Annotated in this window: 20 protein-coding genes; 6 read left to right on the top strand and 14 right to left on the bottom strand. The window is 57.7% G+C overall.

The features are described from left to right. Positions 1-99 precede the first annotated feature (99 nt). Positions 100-372: a hypothetical protein gene (locus tag Q1B27_RS08750; RefSeq protein ID WP_299846502.1), complete on the top strand. Its 273-nt coding sequence runs from the start codon at positions 100-102 to the stop codon at positions 370-372. Between the two features lie 182 nt (positions 373-554). Here the strand turns inward: Q1B27_RS08750 and Q1B27_RS08745 are convergent, their stop codons facing one another. Continuing rightward, positions 555-1,403, bottom strand: a complete 849-nt coding sequence (locus tag Q1B27_RS08745) for a bifunctional helix-turn-helix domain-containing protein/methylated-DNA--[protein]-cysteine S-methyltransferase (protein ID WP_299846501.1) — start codon at positions 1,401-1,403, stop codon at positions 555-557. A 100-nt stretch (positions 1,404-1,503) separates the two neighbouring features. On the opposite strand from Q1B27_RS08745, the gene nth reads away from it, so the two are divergent. The 3 genes from nth (at position 1,504) to Q1B27_RS08730 (ending at position 4,244) form a co-directional block, all read left to right on the top strand. Next, complete coding sequence (gene nth, locus Q1B27_RS08740) at positions 1,504-2,148, top strand: endonuclease III (RefSeq protein WP_299846500.1); 645 nt, start codon at positions 1,504-1,506, stop codon at positions 2,146-2,148. Further along, complete coding sequence (locus Q1B27_RS08735) at positions 2,145-3,131, top strand: adenosine kinase (RefSeq protein ID WP_299846498.1); 987 nt, start codon at positions 2,145-2,147, stop codon at positions 3,129-3,131. The genes nth and Q1B27_RS08735 overlap by 4 nt, the downstream gene beginning before the upstream one ends. A gap of 195 nt (positions 3,132-3,326) precedes the next feature. Then, entirely contained in the window at positions 3,327-4,244 is a 918-nt protein-coding gene (locus tag Q1B27_RS08730) for a dimethylarginine dimethylaminohydrolase family protein (RefSeq protein WP_299846496.1), read from the top strand. A gap of 166 nt (positions 4,245-4,410) precedes the next feature. Here the strand turns inward: Q1B27_RS08730 and rfbA are convergent, their stop codons facing one another. From rfbA to rfbC, 4 genes are read right to left on the bottom strand one after another with little or no spacing between them, the layout of a single operon-like run. Next, a complete protein-coding gene (gene rfbA, locus Q1B27_RS08725; protein WP_299846494.1) occupies positions 4,411-5,277 on the bottom strand; it encodes a glucose-1-phosphate thymidylyltransferase RfbA in 867 nt (288 codons plus the stop codon). A gap of 30 nt (positions 5,278-5,307) precedes the next feature. Further along, positions 5,308-6,162 carry a dTDP-4-dehydrorhamnose reductase gene (rfbD, locus tag Q1B27_RS08720; protein ID WP_299846492.1) on the bottom strand — a complete coding sequence of 285 codons (855 nt, stop codon included), beginning with the start codon at positions 6,160-6,162 and terminating at the stop codon, positions 5,308-5,310. A gap of 25 nt (positions 6,163-6,187) precedes the next feature. Continuing rightward, on the bottom strand, positions 6,188-7,228 hold the full coding sequence (gene rfbB, locus Q1B27_RS08715) for a dTDP-glucose 4,6-dehydratase (protein ID WP_299846490.1): 1,041 nt from the start codon (positions 7,226-7,228) through the stop codon (positions 6,188-6,190). Beyond that, on the bottom strand, positions 7,225-7,797 hold the full coding sequence (gene rfbC / locus Q1B27_RS08710; RefSeq protein WP_299846489.1) for a dTDP-4-dehydrorhamnose 3,5-epimerase: 573 nt from the start codon (positions 7,795-7,797) through the stop codon (positions 7,225-7,227). The genes rfbB and rfbC overlap by 4 nt, the downstream gene beginning before the upstream one ends. Positions 7,798-8,067: 270 nt before the next feature. Here rfbC and Q1B27_RS08705 point away from each other — a divergent pair, with 270 nt between their 5' ends. Beyond that, positions 8,068-9,141, top strand: a complete 1,074-nt coding sequence (locus Q1B27_RS08705; protein ID WP_299846487.1) for a DUF2793 domain-containing protein — start codon at positions 8,068-8,070, stop codon at positions 9,139-9,141. Between the two features lie 48 nt (positions 9,142-9,189). Here Q1B27_RS08705 and Q1B27_RS08700 read toward each other — a convergent pair whose 3' ends face one another. From Q1B27_RS08700 to Q1B27_RS08660, 9 genes are all read right to left on the bottom strand, one after another. Continuing rightward, positions 9,190-11,508 (bottom strand): calcium-binding protein, encoded by a 2,319-nt coding sequence (locus Q1B27_RS08700; RefSeq protein ID WP_299846486.1) that lies wholly within the window; start codon positions 11,506-11,508, stop codon positions 9,190-9,192. Positions 11,509-11,873: 365 nt separating this feature from the next. Beyond that, positions 11,874-12,983 (bottom strand): alpha-hydroxy acid oxidase, encoded by a 1,110-nt coding sequence (locus Q1B27_RS08695; protein WP_299846843.1) that lies wholly within the window; start codon positions 12,981-12,983, stop codon positions 11,874-11,876. A 16-nt stretch (positions 12,984-12,999) separates the two neighbouring features. After that, entirely contained in the window at positions 13,000-13,554 is a 555-nt protein-coding gene (gene comE / locus Q1B27_RS08690) for a sulfopyruvate decarboxylase subunit beta (protein ID WP_299846485.1), read from the bottom strand. Then, positions 13,551-14,057: a sulfopyruvate decarboxylase subunit alpha gene (gene comD / locus Q1B27_RS08685; RefSeq protein WP_299846483.1), complete on the bottom strand. Its 507-nt coding sequence runs from the start codon at positions 14,055-14,057 to the stop codon at positions 13,551-13,553. Before comD ends, comE begins: the two co-directional genes overlap by 4 nt. A 19-nt stretch (positions 14,058-14,076) precedes the next feature. Continuing rightward, positions 14,077-15,057 carry an alcohol dehydrogenase catalytic domain-containing protein gene (locus tag Q1B27_RS08680; protein ID WP_299846481.1) on the bottom strand — a complete coding sequence of 327 codons (981 nt, stop codon included), beginning with the start codon at positions 15,055-15,057 and terminating at the stop codon, positions 14,077-14,079. After that, complete coding sequence (locus tag Q1B27_RS08675) at positions 15,054-15,812, bottom strand: SDR family oxidoreductase (RefSeq protein WP_299846479.1); 759 nt, start codon at positions 15,810-15,812, stop codon at positions 15,054-15,056. The genes Q1B27_RS08680 and Q1B27_RS08675 overlap by 4 nt, the downstream gene beginning before the upstream one ends. Then, on the bottom strand, positions 15,805-17,112 hold the full coding sequence (gene hisD / locus Q1B27_RS08670) for a histidinol dehydrogenase (protein WP_299846477.1): 1,308 nt from the start codon (positions 17,110-17,112) through the stop codon (positions 15,805-15,807). The genes Q1B27_RS08675 and hisD overlap by 8 nt, the downstream gene beginning before the upstream one ends. Positions 17,113-17,462: 350 nt before the next feature. Next, positions 17,463-17,837 carry a cupin domain-containing protein gene (locus Q1B27_RS08665; protein ID WP_299846475.1) on the bottom strand — a complete coding sequence of 125 codons (375 nt, stop codon included), beginning with the start codon at positions 17,835-17,837 and terminating at the stop codon, positions 17,463-17,465. Between the two features lie 90 nt (positions 17,838-17,927). Then, positions 17,928-18,701 carry a GntR family transcriptional regulator gene (locus tag Q1B27_RS08660; protein ID WP_299846473.1) on the bottom strand — a complete coding sequence of 258 codons (774 nt, stop codon included), beginning with the start codon at positions 18,699-18,701 and terminating at the stop codon, positions 17,928-17,930. A gap of 133 nt (positions 18,702-18,834) precedes the next feature. On the opposite strand from Q1B27_RS08660, the gene Q1B27_RS08655 reads away from it, so the two are divergent. Next, entirely contained in the window at positions 18,835-19,644 is an 810-nt protein-coding gene (locus tag Q1B27_RS08655) for an Asp/Glu racemase (protein ID WP_299846471.1), read from the top strand. Positions 19,645-19,701: the final 57 nt, after the last annotated feature.

Genomic DNA, 19,701 nt, shown 5'->3' with positions numbered 1-19,701 from the left:
CCTTTTCCGCTCTGTTAGCGTCTTTCCTACCGGAGGGATGGGTCAATCTTCGGCCTGAAAATTGTAATCTGTGATACGGCCCGACAGGAAGGAAGATAGATGGAACTTCTGATCAGTCTGATTGCGGGCGCCGTAGGTGGTAACGTGGCCGGTGGCCTTTTGAAGAACGCCAATCTGGGCCTGCTGCTGAATTCGGTTGCCGGGATCGTCGGTGGTGGCCTTGGCGGGCAGATCCTGTCGGCGCTGGGTGCTGGTGCCGCGGGTGGTGGTACGGATCTTGGTGCAATCATCGGTCAGATCGCGTCGGGCGGTGTGGGTGGCGGTGTGCTGCTGGCCATCGTTGGCTTGGTCAAGAACGCAATGGCCAAGTGATCGCGCGAAGGCCGGTTCATGAGGTCAGGTCGCGCGACGGGGTCGTCCCGGCATGTTCCTTGAACGAAGCTATCAGATGCTGCGCCTCTGAGCGCTGTGCATAGAGCGATCACTGACCTAGCGGGCTCGCATTCGAACACCCTTGTGCACGGCGGAGCCAGAATCCGGTCGCTGCCAAGGCGCTAAGCCTCGGCGCGGGCGCTTTCCCATGCCAGGATCGCGCGTTTGACCGGCAAGCCCCAGTGATATCCGCCCAATCCGCCGGATTTGCGCAAGGCGCGGTGGCAGGGGATCAGAAAGCTGACCGGATTACGCCCGACAGCGGTGCCTACGGCGCGCACGGCGCGGGGACGTCCGATGGATTGCGCAATCTCGGAATAGGTGGTGACCTGCCCCGAGGGCACCCGCAGCAATGCCTCCCACACGTTGATCTGAAACGGTGCGCCGATCATGTAAAGCGGTGCGGGTTCGCGCAGTTGGTCCGGCGCGCCGAAGGCTGTCAGCACCCAGGGGCGCAGCATCATCGGATCCTCGACGAATTCCGCCTTGGGCCAGCGCGAGATCAGATCCTCCATCGTTGCCTCTTCGCCCGCCTCGCTGGCAAAGCCGATGCCGCAGATGCCACGCTGGGTTCCCATGACAAGCGACAGGCCGAAGGGACTGTCAAACCAGCCCCAATAGACGGTCAGCCCCTCACCCTTGCGGGCAAATTCTCCGGGGCTCATCGCCTCCCAGCGCAGAAACAGATCGTGCAGGCGGCCAGAGCCGGAAAGGCCCAGCTCATGTGCGGTTTCCAGTGTGGTAAAGCGTTCGGCCAGCAGGGATTTAGCGTGACCAAGCGCCAGGTATTGTTGATATCGCTTGGGCGACACCCCAACCCATGAGGTGAAGAGCCGCTGAAAATGCGCCGGACTCATGTCCATTTCCGCCGCCAGTGTGTTCAGCGATTGCGCTTCGTCACTTTGATCAATCAGATCAATTGCCCGGCGCATGACATGGTAGTGATAGCTTTGCTGCGGTTCGGCGTTCATGGTCCTGGGTCCTAATTCGATTGTGTCGAAGATAAAGCGTCTGGGCTGCGCCTGCGACCCGAATATTGCGCATTGGCTGATTTGTCGGCATAGGGGGCCTATGGCAAAGCAGTTAGACTATCATACCATCCGCGAAATCTTTACCCGCTTTCACGAGGCCGACCCGGAGCCCAAGGGCGAACTGGAGCATGTGAATGTCTATACGCTGGTTGTGGCGGTGGCGCTGAGCGCGCAAGCGACCGATGCGGGGGTGAACAAGGCCACCCGTGCGCTTTTCAAGATCGCCGATACGCCGGAAAAGATGCTGGAGCTGGGCGAAGAAGGCCTGATCGAGCATATCAAGACCATCGGTCTGTTCCGACAGAAAGCCAAGAACGTGATCAAGCTGAGCCGCATCCTGGTCGAGGAGTATGGCGGCGAGGTTCCGAATTCCCGCGCGGCGCTGCAATCGCTGCCGGGGGTGGGGCGCAAGACCGCCAATGTGGTGCTGAACATGTGGTGGGGAATGCCGACGCAGGCGGTGGATACCCATATCTTTCGTGTTGGAAACCGCACCGGCATCTGCCCCGGCAAGGATGTTGTTGCGGTTGAACGCGCCATCGAAGATCAGATCCCCGCCGATTTCCAGCACCATGCGCATCACTGGCTGATCCTGCATGGCCGCTATCATTGCAAGGCGCGCAAACCTATGTGCGGCACCTGCATCATCCGCGATCTATGCGAATACGAGGACAAGAATTTATGAGTAAATATCAGGCCGTCGGCATCGGTAACGCCGTCGTGGATGTGATCTGTCAGAGCGATGACGGCTTTCTGTCAACGCATGGCATCGACAAGGGCATCATGCAGCTGATCGAAGGGGATCGCGCCGAATATCTTTACGATGCGATGGAAAATCGCGCCCAGATGCCCGGTGGATCGGTCGCGAATACCATCGCCGGTCTGGGTGCCATGGGGCTAAGCACCGCCTTTATCGGACGGGTCTGTGATGACGATCTGGGCCGCTACTATGCGACCGGCATGGCCGAAGCGGGCACCGATTTCGTCAACGCGCCGGTGGCGGGGGGCGAACTGCCCACCTCGCGGTCGATGATCTTTGTCTCACCCGACGGCGAACGCTCGATGAATACCTATCTGGGTATTTCAACCGAGCTTGGCCCCGAAGATGTGGATGACAGTGTCGCGGGCGGTGCGGGGCTTTTGTTCCTCGAAGGGTATCTCTACGACAAACCCAAGGGGAAAGAGGCGTTTCAAGCCGCGGCACGGGCCTGCCAGGCGGGCGGCGGCAAGGCGGGCATTTCACTGAGCGATCCGTTCTGCGTGGACCGGCACCGCGATGGTTTCCGGCAGTTGGTGCGTGACCTCGACTACGTGTTTGGCAACGAGCACGAGTGGAAATCGCTCTACCAGACCGAAGATCTGGGTGCCGCGCTGGAGCAGGCGGCGTCTGAAAGTGGCCTGATCATCTGCACCCGTTCGGGGCATGATGTCGTGGCAGTTCAGGGTGAGGAAAGCGTGTCGGTCCCGGTTCGGGAAATCACGCCCGTCGATGCGACCGGCGCGGGGGACCAGTTCGCCGCTGGTTTCCTTTACGGTGTCGCCACGGGTCAGCCGCTTGCCGTCTCGGGTCGCATGGGCTGCATCGCCGCGTCAGAGGTTATCAGCCACTACGGCGCCCGACCTGAACAGGACGTGAAAGCGATGTTTCGGGCCGAGGGCCTGATCTGAGCCGATTGCTGATCTTACCCCATGACGGGCATCAGGGAGCGCCGCGACGCCGGGCGGCGACCGACGGCCCTTTGCTGTGACAAGTTCGAACATCTACAAAGGTCGTTTAGCCGCCATGAGCTTCTTTGAGCCCAAAGTTGCGTTTTCAGGTGGAGATACATACTGTCGCTTCGATTGTTTGCGACAGGATCGAATATGACCAAAGAGCACTCTGCCTCGACGTCCATGCACACCCAAACAATGCGCTGGGGCGTAAGCGCCCAGACAGGTGTTCTGACCGATGTTCTGCTTGGTAAACCGGATCATTTTCGCTGGGTGGCGCTAAATTCGATTTCGGCGGTCACGTTGGCCAACATGGACGAAATGGGCCACAGCTTCGACAAGCAAAAAGCGATGAAGCAACACAGGCAGATGGTGGAGGTCTATGAGCGCAACGGTGTGAACGTCCATTTTGCTGAAGCTGATGAGGGTTTGCCGTCTTCCGTCTTCACGCGCGATTCAAGCTTCATGACGCCCTGGGGCGCGGTGATAACCTCGATCCAGACACCACCCCGCCGCAGGGATTATGCCGTGGCCAGCGCGTTTTACCACAAGGCGGGCATCCCGATTTGGAAATGGGTAACGGCTGGACATTTTGAGGGTGGCGATTTTTGCATCCTGAAGCCCGGTGCGGCCTTGTTGGGCTGGTCCGGCGACCGGTCCACCAAGGAAGGCGCAGAACAGGTTGCGGGCTGGCTTCGCGAGAAAGACTGGGATGTCATGGTAACGCCCATCCCACCGCAGTTTGTGCATGTGGACGCGGTTGTGGTGATGTTGGAAAAAGGGCTGGCATTGGTCTGTGAAGATGCGTTGCAACAATATGCGCTTGATCACATCAAAAACACGCACGGCATTGAAATCATTCCGGTTGCATATGCGGATTGCGTGAAACTGGGCGGCAATTTAGTTAGCCTTGGCAACAAGCGTGTTCTGTCGATGAGCCACAATGTGAATGTCAATAAACAGCTCAGAGAGCGTGGCTTTCATGTTGAGGCGGTCGATTATGACATGTTCGCTTTGGGCGGCGGTGGTGTGCACTGCTCATGTCATGAGCTTTACCGCGAACCAGAGTAGCGTGACAGGAAACCGGAAACGAAATTCTGGTGGAAGATCCGCTTTCTCCCGCGGATTGGAACGTTCGTTTGCAAGCGTATCGCTATCGCATCTGCGCCATACGACTAACTCAGGCAGTACACCATTCTCAGACCGGTAAGTGCGGCCGTGCCGGGCACGTCCCTTGCTATAGTCCGGTCAGATATTTGCCGTAGTCGTTCTTCATGTATTGCTCGGCTTGCTTCATCAACTCTTCATGCGTGATGAAACCCATGTCATAAGCGATCTCTTCGGGGCAGCCGATCTGTTGGCCCTGGCGTTTCTGGATCGTGCGGACGAAATTACCCGCGTCCAGCAAGCTGCCATGCGTCCCGGTATCGAGCCAGGCATAGCCGCGGCCCATGCGTTGCACGTCTAGCGAGCCTTCTTGTAGATAGATTTCGAGCAGCGAGGTAATCTCAAGTTCGCCGCGCGGTGAGGGTTGGACCTGCTTGGCCTTTTCAGGGGCGGTGCCATCGACAAAGTAAAGCCCGGTGACTGCGTGGTTCGAGGGTGGCACCTCGGGCTTTTCGATGATTTCGCGCACGGTGCCATCAGTATCGAAATCGACAACGCCATAGCGTTCGGGATCGGCCACCTGATAGCCGAATACCGTACCGCCGGTGTCTTTCTGATCAGCTTCGGCCAGAAGATCGGGCAGGCCGTGGCCGAAAAAGATATTGTCGCCCAGCACAAGGGTCGACGGTGCGCCGTCAAGAAAATCCTCGGCCAGGATAAAGGCCTGCGCCAGCCCGTCAGGCGACGGTTGGGCGATATAGGTAAACTTGAGGCCCCACTGGCTGCCATCGTCCAGCATGCGCTGGAACTGGTGCTGATCCTGCGGTGTGGTGATGATCGCAATCTCGCGAATGCCTGCCAGCATCAGGACGCTGAGCGGGTAATAGATCATCGGTTTGTCATAGATCGGCAGAAGCTGCTTCGACAGGCCCTTGGTGATCGGATAAAGCCGCGTGCCCGAGCCGCCCGCCAGAATGATGCCTTTGCGTTGTGTCATGTCGGAGGTCCCTTTGTTGGGTCTGCGGTGTCAGGTTTGGGCGGCTTTCAGGTCGCTCAGGATGTCGGTGAGGCCACTGCGCCAATCGGGCCGCGAAATGCCAAACGCTGTTTCAAGCGCGCTGCAATCCATCCGGGAGTTCAGGGGCCGCGCGGCGGGTGTGGGATAATCCGAGGTGGGAATATCCGCAACCTCGCAGGTGATTCCGGATTGCGCGAAAATCTCGCGCGCGAAATCGGCCCAACTGACGTCCGGCGCGCCCGAGAAATGATGGGTGCCGGTCTTTGACGGATCGGCGATGAGGTCCTTAGCCATCTGGTGGCAGGTGCGGGCGATGTCGCGCGCAGGTGTCGGGCCACCGATCTGGTCGGCAACGATGGTCAGGCGGTCACGGTCAGCGCCAAGGCGCAGCATGGTCTTGACGAAATTCGCGCCATGAGCAGACACGACCCAGCTGGTGCGCAGGATGGCGTGGGGGCCATTTGCGGCGCGGATCGCCTCTTCGCCTTTCAGCTTGGAGCGGCCATAGGCGCTGAGCGGGCCATTGGCATCAGCGGGTTGCCAGGGGTCAGTGCCGCCACCTTCGAACACGTAATCGGTTGAGATATGGACCAGCGGGATATCGAGCCGCGCGCAGGCTTTGGCCATCGCGCCGGGGGCATCGCCGTTGATGACATTGGCCATGTCTTCTTCGGATTCGGCCTTGTCGACGGCGGTATAGGCGGCGGCATTGATCACGGCGGCGGGGCGCAGTTCGGCGATCTTGGCAGCACAGGCATCGGGGTTTGTCAGGTCAGCCTGATCCCGGCCTACACAGACCACATCCGCCTGCATCGCCAGTTCGGTCGCCACCTGCCCGTTTTTACCAAATACCAGAATTGTCATTCACACACCTCTTGCGCGGCCGGTTTCAGCCGGTCTTGCCCAAACGCTGGCCGACGCCGTCGCGGGATTGCAGGGCGCGCCACCAGTCTTCGTTGTCCAGATACCATTGCACGGTTTTCTCAAGCCCCTGTTCCAGCGTCACCGAGGGGCGCCAGCCCAGTTCGGTCGCGATGCGCGTGGGGTCGATGGCATAGCGTAAATCATGGCCGGGGCGATCGGTGACATAGGTGATCTGATCGGCATAAGGTTTCGCGCCAGGGCGTTTTTCATCGAGGATGGCGCAGATCATGTTGACCAGGTCGATGTTCTTCGCCTCATTCTCGCCGCCGATATTGTAACTACGGCCCAGTTCGCCCTTTTGCAGCACCGTCAGCAAGGCGTCGGCGTGATCTTCGACGTAAAGCCAGTCACGGACGTTTTCGCCCTTGCCGTAGACCGGGATCGGCTTGCCCTGAAGCGCGTTCAGGATGACCACCGGGATCAGTTTCTCGGGGAAGTGATAGGGCCCGTAATTGTTCGAGCAGTTGGTCATCACGATCGGCAGCCCATAGGTTTCGGCCCAGGCGCGGACCAGATGATCACTGGCGGCCTTGGAGGCGGAATAGGGCGAGTTGGGCGCATAGGGCGTGTCTTCGGTGAACTGGCCCTCTTCGCCCAGGGTGCCGAACACCTCATCGGTCGAGATATGGTGAAAGCGGAACGTGTTGGGCTTGCCCTGCGCAGTCCAGTAGGCGCGGGCGGCTTCGAGCATGTTGTAGGTGCCGGTGATGTTGGTTTCGATGAAATCACCCGGCCCGTCGATGGAGCGGTCCACATGGCTTTCGGCGGCCAGATGCATCACGGCGTCGGGTTGATGGGTGTCGAACACACGGTCCAGCGCTTCGCGGTCGCGAATATCGACATGTTCGAAACTGTAATGCGGATCGTTGGATACAGGTGCCACGTTTTCAAGGCAAGCAGCATAGGTCAGCGCATCGAGATTCACGACGTGGTGACCATCGCGCACCGCCTGACGTACCACGGCTGATCCGATAAAGCCTGCCCCGCCGGTCACGATCAGTTTCATTGGGCGGCTCCTTCGTAGACAAACGGGCTGTCGAAATCGGCGAACAGGGTTGCGGCGGCGTCTTTTTCGCTCAGCAACGCCTCGGTCCCGTCCAGATGCCAGTCAATCGCCAGATCGGGCGAATCAAACCGCACCGCGCCGTCGCATTCGGGCGCATAATAATCCGAGCATTTATAGATGATCTCGGTATCCGGTTCGAGCGTGGAAAACCCGTGCAGGAAGCCCTTGGGAACCAGCAATTGCTTGCCGTTTTCAAAGCTCAGCACGGTGCCGAAAGTCTGCCCGTAGGTGGGCGATCCTTTGCGGATATCCACCGCCACGTCAAAGAGCGCACCCTTGCCGCAGCGCACCAGCTTGTCCTGCGCGTGAGGGGGCGACTGGAAATGCAGGCCGCGCACGGTGCCCTTGCGGGCAGAGAGGGAATGATTGTCTTGCACCCAGTTGAATTCCAGCCCTTCGGCGGTCATGGCGCGCGCGCTCCAGCTTTCGGAAAAGAACCCGCGTTCGTCGCCGAAACGGCGTGGGGTCAGTACTTTGACACCCTCAAGATTTGTCTGCTGAACGTCCAAAATAAGCTCCGCCGGTCATCAATGGTTTGGGGCCGTTTAACAAGACCCGCAAGCGGAGTCACGCCCCATGCCGCAAAGGCGTGAAGCTACGGTGGCGAAAACGGGGAAATTGGCCGAAAGGGCAGTTATTTCAGAGGGTTTGGGTGTTGCAGAGGTGTGACGGAGGTCGCGTTCCTGAAGAATTCGTTAATCCCAAGGGCGACGGGCAGAGGGATCGGAAAGCATTGGATCGCATTTTTCACTCTGGTTTTTTGAAACAGGGATTCTGACATGCCGGACAATCTGCCCAACCTCGACCTGCCAATTCTTGCACCATCGCAGGCTCAAAAACACGTGACCCATAACGAGGCACTGCGGATCCTTGATGCCATCACCCAACTCACGATCCTCTCCGACAGCTTTGACACGCCGCAGTCCGATCCCAGTGAGGGCGACCGTTATCTGGTGGCGGCGGGTGGTCAGAATGAATGGGCCGGTCAGGACGGGAAGATTGCCAGTTACGAACAGGGCACATGGTTGTTTTATGCCCCCAAAGCGGGATGGCGCACCTTTGTGATCGACAGCGCATTGCTGAAGGCATTTGACGGGGTGGACTGGCAGGTGGTGGGTGGCAGCCTGCTGGAGAACCTGACTGGGCTTGGTATTGGCTGCGACACCGCAAGTGCGCCGTTCACCGCCAAGCTGAATAGGGCGCTTTGGACGGCGCTATATACTGCCGACGGCGGCGATGGCGATCTGACCCAGGCCCTTAACAAGGAAACCAGTGCAGATGATGCCGGGCTCATCCTGCAAACGGGTTTTGCGACACGCGCGGTTCTGGGCCTCTTTGGCAGCGATAACCTGCGCGTGTCTGTCACCGCAGATGGTACCAGTTTCAAGGACGGGCTGGTGGTGAATAACGTCACGGGGGTTGTCGACCAACCCAATTTGCCGCGGTTCACCGGCACGACGAATTTCGATAATTTCGGCGCGGCGGACACATGGGTGAAGGTCGCGATCAACACGCTGGATTACAATGATCAGGGGGTGTTTGATGCCGGTACCAATCTATTTACGGCCCCGGTTGATGGTCTCTATCATTTCGGAGGGCATCTGTTGTTCAAGCAGGACGCCAGCGACAGCGCCCGGCTCAATGTGCGGCTTGTCAAAAATGGTAGCGATGCGTTGCCCGGAAGTTTTGGCCGGATTACTGGCAGCCATGAAGACGGCGCGACATTTGTTAACACGCAGGCGGTTGTCCCGCTTGTGGCCGGTGACACGGTTGAGGTGCAGGGCATGTATTCCGGCTTCTCGGGCTATTTCCAGGCGGATGAGACCAGCTTCTGGGGGTATAAAATTGGCTAGGCGGCTGTTGCAAATGTCCCTGGGCAAGCCCCGGTCGGTAACCGACGCTCAGAAAGTAAAAAGATTGTCGACCAAGGCGTCCAGATCGCGCACGCCATTCAGAATGATTGTCTGGTCGTTACCATCGGCGTCCGGACCAAATTCAAGCAAGCCAACCCAAGGGTTCACGCGGCCGTAGGTGTCGACGATTTCCTGGGCGGTCATTGTCGGGTCGCCCAGCAGAGACTGATCAATGAAAAGTGTGTCTGCACCGCCAAAATCGGTGATCCGGTCAACCCCTTTGGTGAAATGAAACTCATCCGCGCCATAACCGCCGGTCATGATGTCATTGCCGTCACCGCCCATCAACGTGTCGTTTCCGTTTTCACCCATCAACAGGTCATTGCCAGCGTCTCCGGTCAGAATGTCGTGACCGTTTTTCCCCTTTACGATGTCATTGCCTTCGCCACCCTGAAGGTCGTCAGAACCACGCCCGCCAACCACTTTGTCATTACCTGCGCCACCAATAAGAGTGTCCGCGCCGTTGCGGCCAGAAAGCAGATCGTTGCCAGCGCCGCCTTCCAGCAGATTGTCGCCATTGCTGCCTTTGAGGGTGTCAGCAAAGCTGGTGCCGATCAGACCTTCGATCGAATAGAATTTGTCATTGGCGATCGCGCCTTTGTTGAAACGATCAAAGATTTGATCCGAGACGATCCGAGTGTTGAAGTTTTCGAACGATACGACGTCAAAATTACTGCCTCCCAGGAACACATCGGCACCGCCGCTGGCATAGAAGAGGTCTTGGCCAAGATTGCCGAACAGCACGTCGTCGCCAGCGGTCCCTGTATGCGTGTCGTTCAAATCGGCAGCATTCGGGACATCCGAAATCATCGAATGGCTGGGGTTGATCGTGATCTTGTCAAGCAAGTCGCTGGCTTTCAGCGTGCCACCGTCATGGGAATAGACGGTCAGCGAATAACCCTTGAAGCCAATATCGACACGGTTGCCATAGGCAATGAACTCCAGCTGCGAAACGTCATGCAGCAGGAACCAGCCGGAAAGGTCCAGCGTGTCCTGGGCAATGTTGAAATCTTCGATCTGGCCGCCATCATGGCTGTCGCCGAATACAAACACATCGGCACCCAGGCCGCCATTCAACCGGTCAGAACCGTGACCGGCCACCAGAACATCATCCCCGGCGTTGCCAAAAAGAACGTCATCGCCAGCACCGTGACCGCCAAAGAGTACATCGTCCCCGGCACCGCCATTTAAGGTTTCGTCCCCGGGATTGCCCGCCTCGACCATGCCGGCCGTACCCATGTCGAAGGTCAGTTCGGTCAGACCAGATTCGGTTTCGCTGGCGGCAAAGACGTGCAGGATGCCATCTTTCATCTGGCCGGTCAGGCCCGAGATATCTTGCAGGCTTGTAACTTCCGAATCTTCGATTGTTGCGTGGTGCATCATGCGGCCATCGGGCAGCAGTTCCAACAGCGTAATGCCATCATCGGCACCAGCGGCCAGAATGAAAGCACGACCGTTGGCTTCGACGATTTCAAGTTCTGTGATTGAGGCAAAGCGCGTCGCTTGGCCGTCGATCACATGGTCACGCGCGGTCAGTTCACCGCTGTCGGATATTTCAAATGTGCTGATCGAAGAACTGCTGCTTGCGGCAACGACGCCAAAGGTCTGGCCTGCAACCTCGACAATGCGCAGAATTTCCGGGCCGATCAGTCCCAGCCCGTCCGCAACACCCAGCGTGTCCACAACAGTCAGGGAGCCGTCATTGGCGACGGCGTAGGACAGGATTTTGTCACCGGCAGTGTCGATGGCAATCGCAAGACCGGTATTGCCCAGAGAAATAAGTTCGATATCCGTGATTTCGGCATCTGCGACGGTAACGGTTTGATAAGATGTTGTATCAAAGTCCGGAACAACCAGATGGGCAGTAAACCCGGTCTCTCCTGCATGTGATGTTACGGCAATGGAATTGCCACCAATGCTGGCCGCAGAGACAGTCATTGGTGCCGTTATCACACTTGCCACTGGTGCCAGAGCGACGCTACCGCCCGCACCTGCGTCGAACGAGATTTCGTAAACGAACTGCGTTGTGTTGCCGTCACCGCTGATGAACGCGAATGAGTCGTTACCCACCTGGACGAAATCCAGATTAGTCGGCGAAAACTGATCACCAGAGGCGAAATTGGCCGTGCCGCTGATCGCCGGTCCGTCGGAATCCAGAACGTCGAATACGCTGACATTGCTTTCGGTTTCGTTGGTTGCAAACAGCTTCCATTGATCGCCAAAAAGCGCCATGTCCAGATCAGCAATGCCTGCCAAAGGACCAATAAGTCCATTGGCAAAAACTGATGAGGTCGAAAACTGTACCATTAAGATGCTCCCACGTATCTGGTGAAACGAATATGCGTGGTCACCGCGACTAATCCGCGGCGAAGCTGGTCAGGTATTCTGGCGAAATGGCGACCCGAGTGGCAGATTTTTTGATATTTTTAGCAGAGTTGTTTGAGTGCAGAATGCAGGGTGAAAATGATTTATTTTCAACATGTTAAGCGTTTATCATATATGATGAATTTTTACGAAATTGAGCACACTGCTGGAATTTGGTGATTGCAGAAGCTCTGGGCAGGTAAATGCAGGTCGGCGCTTGCCTTATTTCGATCGGGTTATTCTACCAGAGACCCGGTATCGTGGCGGAATTGTGCCAAAGCCTTCAGGACGTCGCGCGGGGCGCAGGTTTAGTAGATTACGTCTTTGTCGCGCAATGCCGGTCCCGTCTGACCGATTTGCGCAAGGGTCAGGCTGGCTTCTTCCATCAGCACCTCCCAAAGGATGTGCAAACCGGCCTCACCGCCGCTGGCGATGGCATAAAGCAGGATACGGCCGAGAAAGGTGAAGTCGGCACCGCTGGCCAGTACCTTGATCACGTCTTCACCCGTTCGCAGGCTGCTGTCGTAGAACAGGGGGAATTCCGGGCCGACCGCTGTTCGAATGTCGCCTAGCGCCAACACTGGCGGGATGGCGGCGTCGAGTTGACGCCCACCGTGACTTGAAACCTGTATGGCATCAACGCCGGCTTTTTTCAGTTGCAGCGCATCATCGGCATCCAGCACACCTTTGACCACCAGCTTACCCTTCCAGCGGTCCCGCAGGCGATCCAGATAGTCCCAGTCGGCCAGGGCGCGGGATTCGGTCCGGTCAAATTCATCTGCGCCAGAGAAGTTAGCCATCTCGGGTTTGCCGTTGAAGAGTGTGTTCAGTGACCACCGGGGATGCAGGGCGAAATCAACAAACTGGCTGGGGCCGATCCTGAACGGCATTTTGAAACCGTGGCGCAGCTCTCGTGGACGGCGTCCGACCTCAGGCACATCAAGTGTCAGAACCAGTGTCCGGTAACCGGCGGTGTCGGCCCGGTCCACAAGTTTCATTGCGGTACTGCCATCGCCACTGAAGTAAAGCTGGAACCAGGCATGGCCATCCGCCACCTCGATGATCTTCTCAAGCGAAGTCGACGCAACGGTGGATACGCCATGTGGCACTTTGTACTCCGCTGCCAGCCGCGCCAGCATCAGGTCGGCCCCGGGGCGCGCCATATTGCACATACCCATGGGCGAGATGCCAAAAGGAACTTTTGCATAGTGGTCAAACACCGGCAGGGCCATGTCGCGCTCAGCGACATTGACCAATACGCGGGTGCGCAGCCGGATGTCCTGCAAGGCGCGCCGGTTCAGGGCGGCGCCGTGTTCCTCTCCTGCGGCGCCGTCCATGTAGTCGAACACCATCCAGGGCAACCGCTTGCGCGCCAGCCTGCGTGCATCCGCACTGGAATGGATCTGGCGCGACGGCAGCATGGCGTGTCCGACCCTAGGCCTTCACCGCGTTCATGAACCTGTCGCGGATCACAACCGGATCCATGGTTATGACCGGCAGCTTGATGTTGCCGCTGTCGCATTTGCACACGATCACCGTCATCTTGCGGCTGTCAATTGCCTCTTGCAGCACCCTGGCCGTCTGATCGGCCTGACATTCGATCACATTCTCACAGCCGCAGGCCTTGGCCACCGCCGTCAACGAGGTTTTCTTACCCGCATAGGTGGGCTGATCCCCGGTCGAGCCATAGCTGCCATTGTCGATGATCAGCAGGATATAGTTGTCGGCGACATTGTTGGCGATGGTCGGCAGCGTGCCGAAATTGGTCAGGACCGAGCCGTCGCCGTCAATCGAGATCACGGTCTTGTCCTGGGCCAGCGCGACCCCGAGCCCGATGGACGAGGAAAGGCCCATGGTGCCCAGCATGTAGAAATTCGACGGCTGGTCGTCGATCATATGCAGTTCCTGGCTGGGCAGGCCGATGTTGCAGATAACCAGATGGTCACGGATGACGGGTGCGATTTCGCGCAAAACTTCAGAACGGATCATTGGTCTCCGTAGCCTCCCCAGAAAGATGCGTCGGTCAGGATCGCGACGGGTTTGTTGCACATGAAGGTGTATTTCAGGATCGCGTCGAGCTCGTCCGCGTCCTTTTCCTTGTGGAAGTGATAGGTCGGGATGTTCAACTGATTGAGCAGCGCCTTGGTGTGCACCGCCATTTCAACCTGACAGGCCACCGGCTCGCGCAGCTCACCGCGATAGGAGATCAGCATCGGCAGCGGCATTCGGTAGAATTGCGTCAGGGTGGCCAAAGTGTTGATGGTCACGCCGATGGCGGTGTTCTGCATGATGATGCAGGGGCGTTTGCCGCCCATGAAGGCACCGGCGCAAAGGCCCATACCTTCATCCTCTTTGTTGGCGGGTATGTGGTAGATTTCCGGTCTCGCTTCGACCTCATCAATCACGCCCGCCAGTTGCTTGCAGGGGACGGTGGTGACGAAACTGACGTCATTCGCCACCAGATCGTCAACGATTTTACTGTGGATAGACAACTTTGGTCTCCTTTAAGGATCAGCCTTGCGGCGTCAGAATGATCTTGGGGTTGGGCACACGGCCCGCACGAATATCAGCGAATGCCTGGGCACCATCGGCAAGTGGGCGCGTATCGACCCAATCAAGCGGGCCGAGGCGGCCGTCAAAGATTGCCGCGGAAGTTTGGCGAAAATCCTCGGCTGTATAGGTGTAGGTGCCGATGAAAGTAATCTCTTGCAGGGTCATGCGACGGATATCAAGGCCGCCGGTATCTTCGCCAAGCCCGATATGCAGAATCACCCCGCCGGGTTGCGCCAGTGCTGATGCGGCGGCCCGGGTGGCGGCATAGCCCACAGCATCGACAACAATCGCGAACTGGCCATCACTTTGCGCCACGGCATTTTCATTACAGCGCTCTATAAGGAATGCGCGTCGTTGATCATTGGGTTCGACAATCTTGATGTCATTTATGCCCATCGCCCGGAGTGCGAGTGCTGCTGCCAGCCCGATTGCGCCGCCCCCCAGCACGATGGCATTACGCTCGACCATTGCATTGAGCGCCTCAACCCCGAGGCGGACCGCATGCCAGCTGACGGCAAGAGGTTCAGCCAGTGCGGCCTTGCCAAGCGGGGCGTCATCGGGGACGGTCACCAGGTTTTCACCCGGCATCGAAATCCATTGCGCAAAGGCCCCTTCACGGGGCGGCATCGAAATGATCTGCCGATCTGCACACAGGTTTTCGCGGCCTGAAAGGCACGCGGGGCATCTGCCACAGGTCACCAGCGGGTTGACGGTGACACGTTCACCATCGCGCGGACCACCGGTGACGATGCCAGCGGCTTCGTGACCCAGGATCAGGGGTGCCGGGCGGCGGCTGTCATGGCCCAGATAGGCATGCATGTCAGAGCCGCAGATTCCCACGCTTTCAACGCGGATCAGATGATCGCCGCTGCGTGGAGCGGGGTCAGGCATATCGCGATAATCAAGCGTTTCGGGGCCGGTATAGACAAGGGCTTTCATTTTGCCGTGAACCCCCCATCGACCATAAGCACCTGACCGGTGACATAAGCGGACGCATCCGAGCAAAGAAAGAGAAGTGGACCGTCCAGATCCTCAGGCTCACCATTGCGGCCAATGCAGGTTTGCGCGGCGTTGCGCGCGGCGCGTTCTGGATCGTTGAAAACTGCCGCCGTCAACTCGGTTCGAAAAAACCCTGGGCCGATAGCGTTGGCGTTGATGCCATGAGGTGACCAGGCTTCAGCCATCGCGCGGGTCAACTGCCCGATACCGGCCTTGGAGGCGCCGTAGGCGATACCAGCAGGAAAGGCGCGGGTCGTTTGCAATGAGGCGAAGTTGACGATCCGTCCCCAGCCCTTGTCTTTCATCGCAGGTACCAGGGCTTGGGAAATGAAGAAAGGCGCAGAGAGGTTAAGATTGAGGGTCATGTCCCAACCTTCGGGCGTGACATCATCCGCTGCCTCGCGGGTGTTGATGCCGGCAGCGTGCACCAGGATATCCGGGGGGCCAAATGGCGCCGATACCTGGCTGGAAAGTTCTGCCACGCTGGCGCGGTCTGCTACATCATGCGTAACGCAGGCCGCACTGTCGCCGATGGAGGCGCGCCAATCCTCCAGCGCGTCGGCGCGGCGGGCGACACCCACGACCTTGGCGCCGGCATTTGCCAACACAGTTGCCGCACGTTTGCCAAGGCCCGAGGACGCGCCTGTGACACAAGCCACATGGCCGGACAGATCAAAGATCGCCGCGTCAGCCATCGGCGGACAAGGAGAAGGTTTCATCGGGGAAGTATTTATGCAACCGGATGTCAGCGGTGCGGGCATGACCTTCCATACCCTCAAGGCGTGCAATGCGTGCGGTCGCTTCGGCCACTGGCTTGGCTCCTTCACGGGTGGCGCGCTGCCAGGTCACGATCTTCATGTATTTATGCACGCTGAGGCCGCCGGTGTAGCTGGCGGCACCACTTGTGGGCAGCACATGGTTGGTGCCTGACGCCTTGTCGCCAAACGCGACGGTGGTTTCTTCCCCGAGGAAGAGCGAGCCATAGCAGGAAAGAGTTTCGAGCCACCAATCCAGATCTTCTGCCTGCACGGTCAAGTGTTCGGGGGCGTAGTCATCAGAGGTCGCCGCCATTTCCTCACGGTCGGCGCAAAGAATGACTTCGGCGTAGTCACGCCAGGCGGCAGTGGCGTTTTCGCGGTTCACGTCCGGCAGATCGTTGATCAGGCCCGGCACCAGTTCCATCACTTTTTCGGCCAACGCACGGTTATCCGTAACCAGCCAGACCGGCGAATTATATCCGTGCTCGGCCTGTCCCACCAGATCGGTGGCAACGACCATCGGGTCGGCAGTTGCATCTGCAAGGATCAGGCTGTCCGTTGGGCCGGCGATCATGTCGATGCCAACGCGGCCAAAAAGCGCGCGCTTGGCTTCGGCGACAAACTGGTTGCCGGGACCCACCAGAATATTGGCTTCGGGCAGGCCGAAAAGGCCAAAGGTCATCGCGGCCACACCCTGAACGCCGCCCATCGCAAGGATCGTATCAGCCCCGCAGAGATCGGCGGCATAGATTATCGCGGGCGCTACGCCGACATCTGGGCGTGGCGGTGAGCAGGCGACGATGTGTTTGCACCCGGCGACTTTGGCAGTCGTCACCGTCATGATTGCGCTGGCGATATGGGAATAACGACCGCCGGGCACGTAGCAACCTGCGCCTTCAACGGGGATGCTTTTCTGCCCGGCTATCAGGCCGGGAACGACCTCAACCTCGATATTGCGCAGCGTTTCCTTTTGCGCCTCGGCGAAGCGACGCACATTTGCATGCGCGAACTGAATGTCTTTGCGGAGCTGTTCGGGAACCTGGGCTTTCGCGGCCTCGATCTCTTCGCGTGTGAGGATGATGTTACCCTCGTATTTGTCAAACTTGGCGGCATATTCCAGCGCGGCCTTATCGCCCCCGGCTTCGATATCAGTCAAAATGGTCTGCACGACCTCGCTGACATCCGAAGCATCGGATTGTGCGGTCAGTGTTGCTTTTTTGAGGTACTCTCGGGTCATGGCGGATCCTATCTATCGAGGTCAGTCAGTAACGTCGCGCAAGATGCCGAAAAAGGGCGAACGACGGCTAAAAAAGAACAATGTGGTCGAAAGTGCGCTGGCGCGGAAATCTCTTCTTACCAGAAAATCATGCTTTCGATTCGGTTGCAATGTAAGCGCTTACATATTTTGATGCAAGCGCTTACATCAACGTATCAGCGTGTCTTCGCCGGCGTTCCTCTGGCTTGCGCCGAAAGGAAATCTTTGGAGCTGAATGCCAAGAAAAATCTTCGCAATCATGACTGGCTGACACTGAAGAGGTCCTAAGGGAATGGACAAAGTCGATCAGATGAACAGCAATGATCTTGTGTCTAAAGAGGGCTGCTGGGTGGTTCCTCGGCGGCTTCGGCATAAACGGCGACGATGCAGCCAGTCTCAGTATGCGAGGTATGTTCTGTTCCGCTGGCCAACCAGATCACATCACCGGGTTTGTAGACAGTTCCATCATTGTCGATCAATTCGCCTTCGACCATCAGGAATTCTTCGGCCCCGCCATGTTTGTGCGGCATGCTGTGTGATCCCGGCTCCATCCGGTAGATGTAAAATCCGACATCGCGTCGGGCATGAGGGTTGAGTTGCATAAAAGAGGTTCCGGTCTCGGATTTACCGGTTGGATCATAGGGCTGGTATGCGGCTTCGTCCCGAATGTTCGCGACTTTTCGTTCGTGCGTCTTGATCGGTTCCATTTCACGTTCCTCTGTCCAGCTCCAACGCTTATCATCGTAGATCGACGATGAGCAGAGGCACAATACTTACGTTTGCCAAGAGGGTCGTCGCTACTTGCTTTGTATATCGGTCTTGTCGCGCACTACGGCTTGCGCCGTAAATTCGGCCAGTTCGCCGCGCCAAATCTGGCGACCGAAACAAAATGGTTGTCCGCTTTTGTCGCAGATGAGCTGTTCAAGTTCGATCCCGGCCTGATAGGTTGCCAATCCCAGCAGGCCGGCTTCTTCCTCTCTAAGTGCGCGCATCCGGATGACGATGTTTCCGGTATGTGCAGCGGTATCGTAATGCCGTTCCAGCAATAGCGTTGTGGATTGCGTCAGGTCGCGCTCAAGAAGGTCGGGAAACAACCGGGCAATCACGAATTCTTCTTCGATGAAGGTTGGGTGATCTTTGATCAAAAAAAGCCTTGTATATTTGTAAAACTCTTCGCCCATTTCGACGGGCAGGCGCGAGGCAAGCGTGGTGTCGGCGGCAATCACGCCGGAAGAGATTACCTTGATGCTTAGCCCGAGATCGTCGCGCTGTGCATGCGCTGAAAAGCTGACCATATTACCGATATCGTAGGTCAGGCGAGCGGGTGACACGAACCGACCGCGACGCCCAGCGCTGTAGGCCAACCCCTCAGTTTCGATTGCGAGAAGGGCGCGTCGCGCCGTCATTCTACTGATCCCAAATCGCTCAGCCAGGGTTCGCTCTGGTGGCAGAGCGGTATGTTCAGGCCAGGTACCGCTGTGAATTTGTTGTCTAAGATGTTCGATAATCGCCTGAAAGCGCGGAACTTTCTCTGTGCTACCCGCCCGTTTGCTAACACTGTCGTTCGACATACAGATTTCGCCTTCTGTTTTTATTGGTATATACCAGCGTATTTGGTATATACCAACAAAATTAAGGTTCTTCCTAATCGGCGCCTATGACCCGTGACGTTGCCGTTGAATGGAAGATGTGCCGGAACGCCAAATGTCGGAACATAAAACGATGTCAAAAACACCACATATTCAAACGCTGGATTTCGAAGCGGATTGTGGCCTTGGGACACGCGCCAGGATCGGGCTGGTCATCCTGCAAACGGATCAGACGATAGAGCATGAATTTGCCAGCGTTCTACGTAGTGACGACATCGCGCTTTATCATGCGCGCATCCACAACGAGATGGACGTCACGCCGGAAACTTTGCGCCAGATGGAGGCCGATATGCCTGAAACTGCGGCTTTGTTGCCCGAGCAATTTGATTTTGACGTGATAGGATATTGCTGCACTTCTGGCGCTACCATGATCGGGGAGGAGCGCGTAGATAGAATTCTGCGAGGGGTCCATCCGAATGCCAAAACCAGCAATCCCTTGACAGCCTGCAAAGCGGCGTTGCAAGCCCTTGGGCTGGTAAGGATTGCGCTGATCACACCCTATGCGCCATCGGTTACGTCCGAGATGCGCGCAAACCTTGCTGCGGCGGGATACGCCATAAACGCGGTCGGATCTTTCAATCAGTCCGACGATTTCAAAGTGGCGCGCATAACGTCCCAGAGCATTCTGCAAGCGATCAAGGAGATTGGCGCGCGAGAGGATTGTGACGGCGTATTTGTTTCTTGCACCAGCCTGCGCACTTTACCGATCCTCGCTGAAGCCGAGGCGCACCTGGGCAAACCTGTCCTGTCCAGCAACCAGGCGCTGGCCTGGCATTTGATGCGGCTTGCTGGTGTCCAAGATTGTCCCGAGAACGCAGGCCGGCTTTTTCAACACCAACTGCATCAGGACAGTCCGGCAACCTAGATCGATCAAAACCCATCGTAATCGCCCAAAGGATGGCTCGCCCCATTAAAGGATATT

It is taken from the genome of uncultured Roseovarius sp. (genome assembly GCF_947489715.1).
GTDB lineage: Bacteria > Pseudomonadota > Alphaproteobacteria > Rhodobacterales > Rhodobacteraceae > Roseovarius.
The sequence above is the reverse complement of the archived record's forward strand: the minus strand, read 5'-3'. Positions and strand labels throughout refer to the sequence as shown.

Coding starts and splice junctions, on each gene's coding strand:
- Q1B27_RS08680 (WP_299846481.1), bottom strand. CDS start 15,057: ATGAAAGCCCTTGTCTATACCGGCCCCGAAACGCTTGATTATCGCGAT.
- Q1B27_RS08675 (WP_299846479.1), bottom strand. CDS start 15,812: ATGGCTGACGCGGCGATCTTTGATCTGTCCGGCCATGTGGCTTGTGTC.
- Q1B27_RS08750 (WP_299846502.1), top strand. CDS start 100: ATGGAACTTCTGATCAGTCTGATTGCGGGCGCCGTAGGTGGTAACGTG.
- hisD (WP_299846477.1), bottom strand. CDS start 17,112: ATGACCCGAGAGTACCTCAAAAAAGCAACACTGACCGCACAATCCGAT.
- comE (WP_299846485.1), bottom strand. CDS start 13,554: ATGATCCGTTCTGAAGTTTTGCGCGAAATCGCACCCGTCATCCGTGAC.
- Q1B27_RS08705 (WP_299846487.1), top strand. CDS start 8,068: ATGCCGGACAATCTGCCCAACCTCGACCTGCCAATTCTTGCACCATCG.
- Q1B27_RS08660 (WP_299846473.1), bottom strand. CDS start 18,701: ATGTCGAACGACAGTGTTAGCAAACGGGCGGGTAGCACAGAGAAAGTT.
- Q1B27_RS08730 (WP_299846496.1), top strand. CDS start 3,327: ATGACCAAAGAGCACTCTGCCTCGACGTCCATGCACACCCAAACAATG.
- rfbA (WP_299846494.1), bottom strand. CDS start 5,277: ATGACACAACGCAAAGGCATCATTCTGGCGGGCGGCTCGGGCACGCGG.
- Q1B27_RS08700 (WP_299846486.1), bottom strand. CDS start 11,508: ATGGTACAGTTTTCGACCTCATCAGTTTTTGCCAATGGACTTATTGGT.
- Q1B27_RS08655 (WP_299846471.1), top strand. CDS start 18,835: ATGTCGGAACATAAAACGATGTCAAAAACACCACATATTCAAACGCTG.
- nth (WP_299846500.1), top strand. CDS start 1,504: ATGGCAAAGCAGTTAGACTATCATACCATCCGCGAAATCTTTACCCGC.
- Q1B27_RS08665 (WP_299846475.1), bottom strand. CDS start 17,837: ATGGAACCGATCAAGACGCACGAACGAAAAGTCGCGAACATTCGGGAC.
- Q1B27_RS08745 (WP_299846501.1), bottom strand. CDS start 1,403: ATGAACGCCGAACCGCAGCAAAGCTATCACTACCATGTCATGCGCCGG.
- Q1B27_RS08735 (WP_299846498.1), top strand. CDS start 2,145: ATGAGTAAATATCAGGCCGTCGGCATCGGTAACGCCGTCGTGGATGTG.
- rfbB (WP_299846490.1), bottom strand. CDS start 7,228: ATGAAACTGATCGTGACCGGCGGGGCAGGCTTTATCGGATCAGCCGTG.
- rfbD (WP_299846492.1), bottom strand. CDS start 6,162: ATGACAATTCTGGTATTTGGTAAAAACGGGCAGGTGGCGACCGAACTG.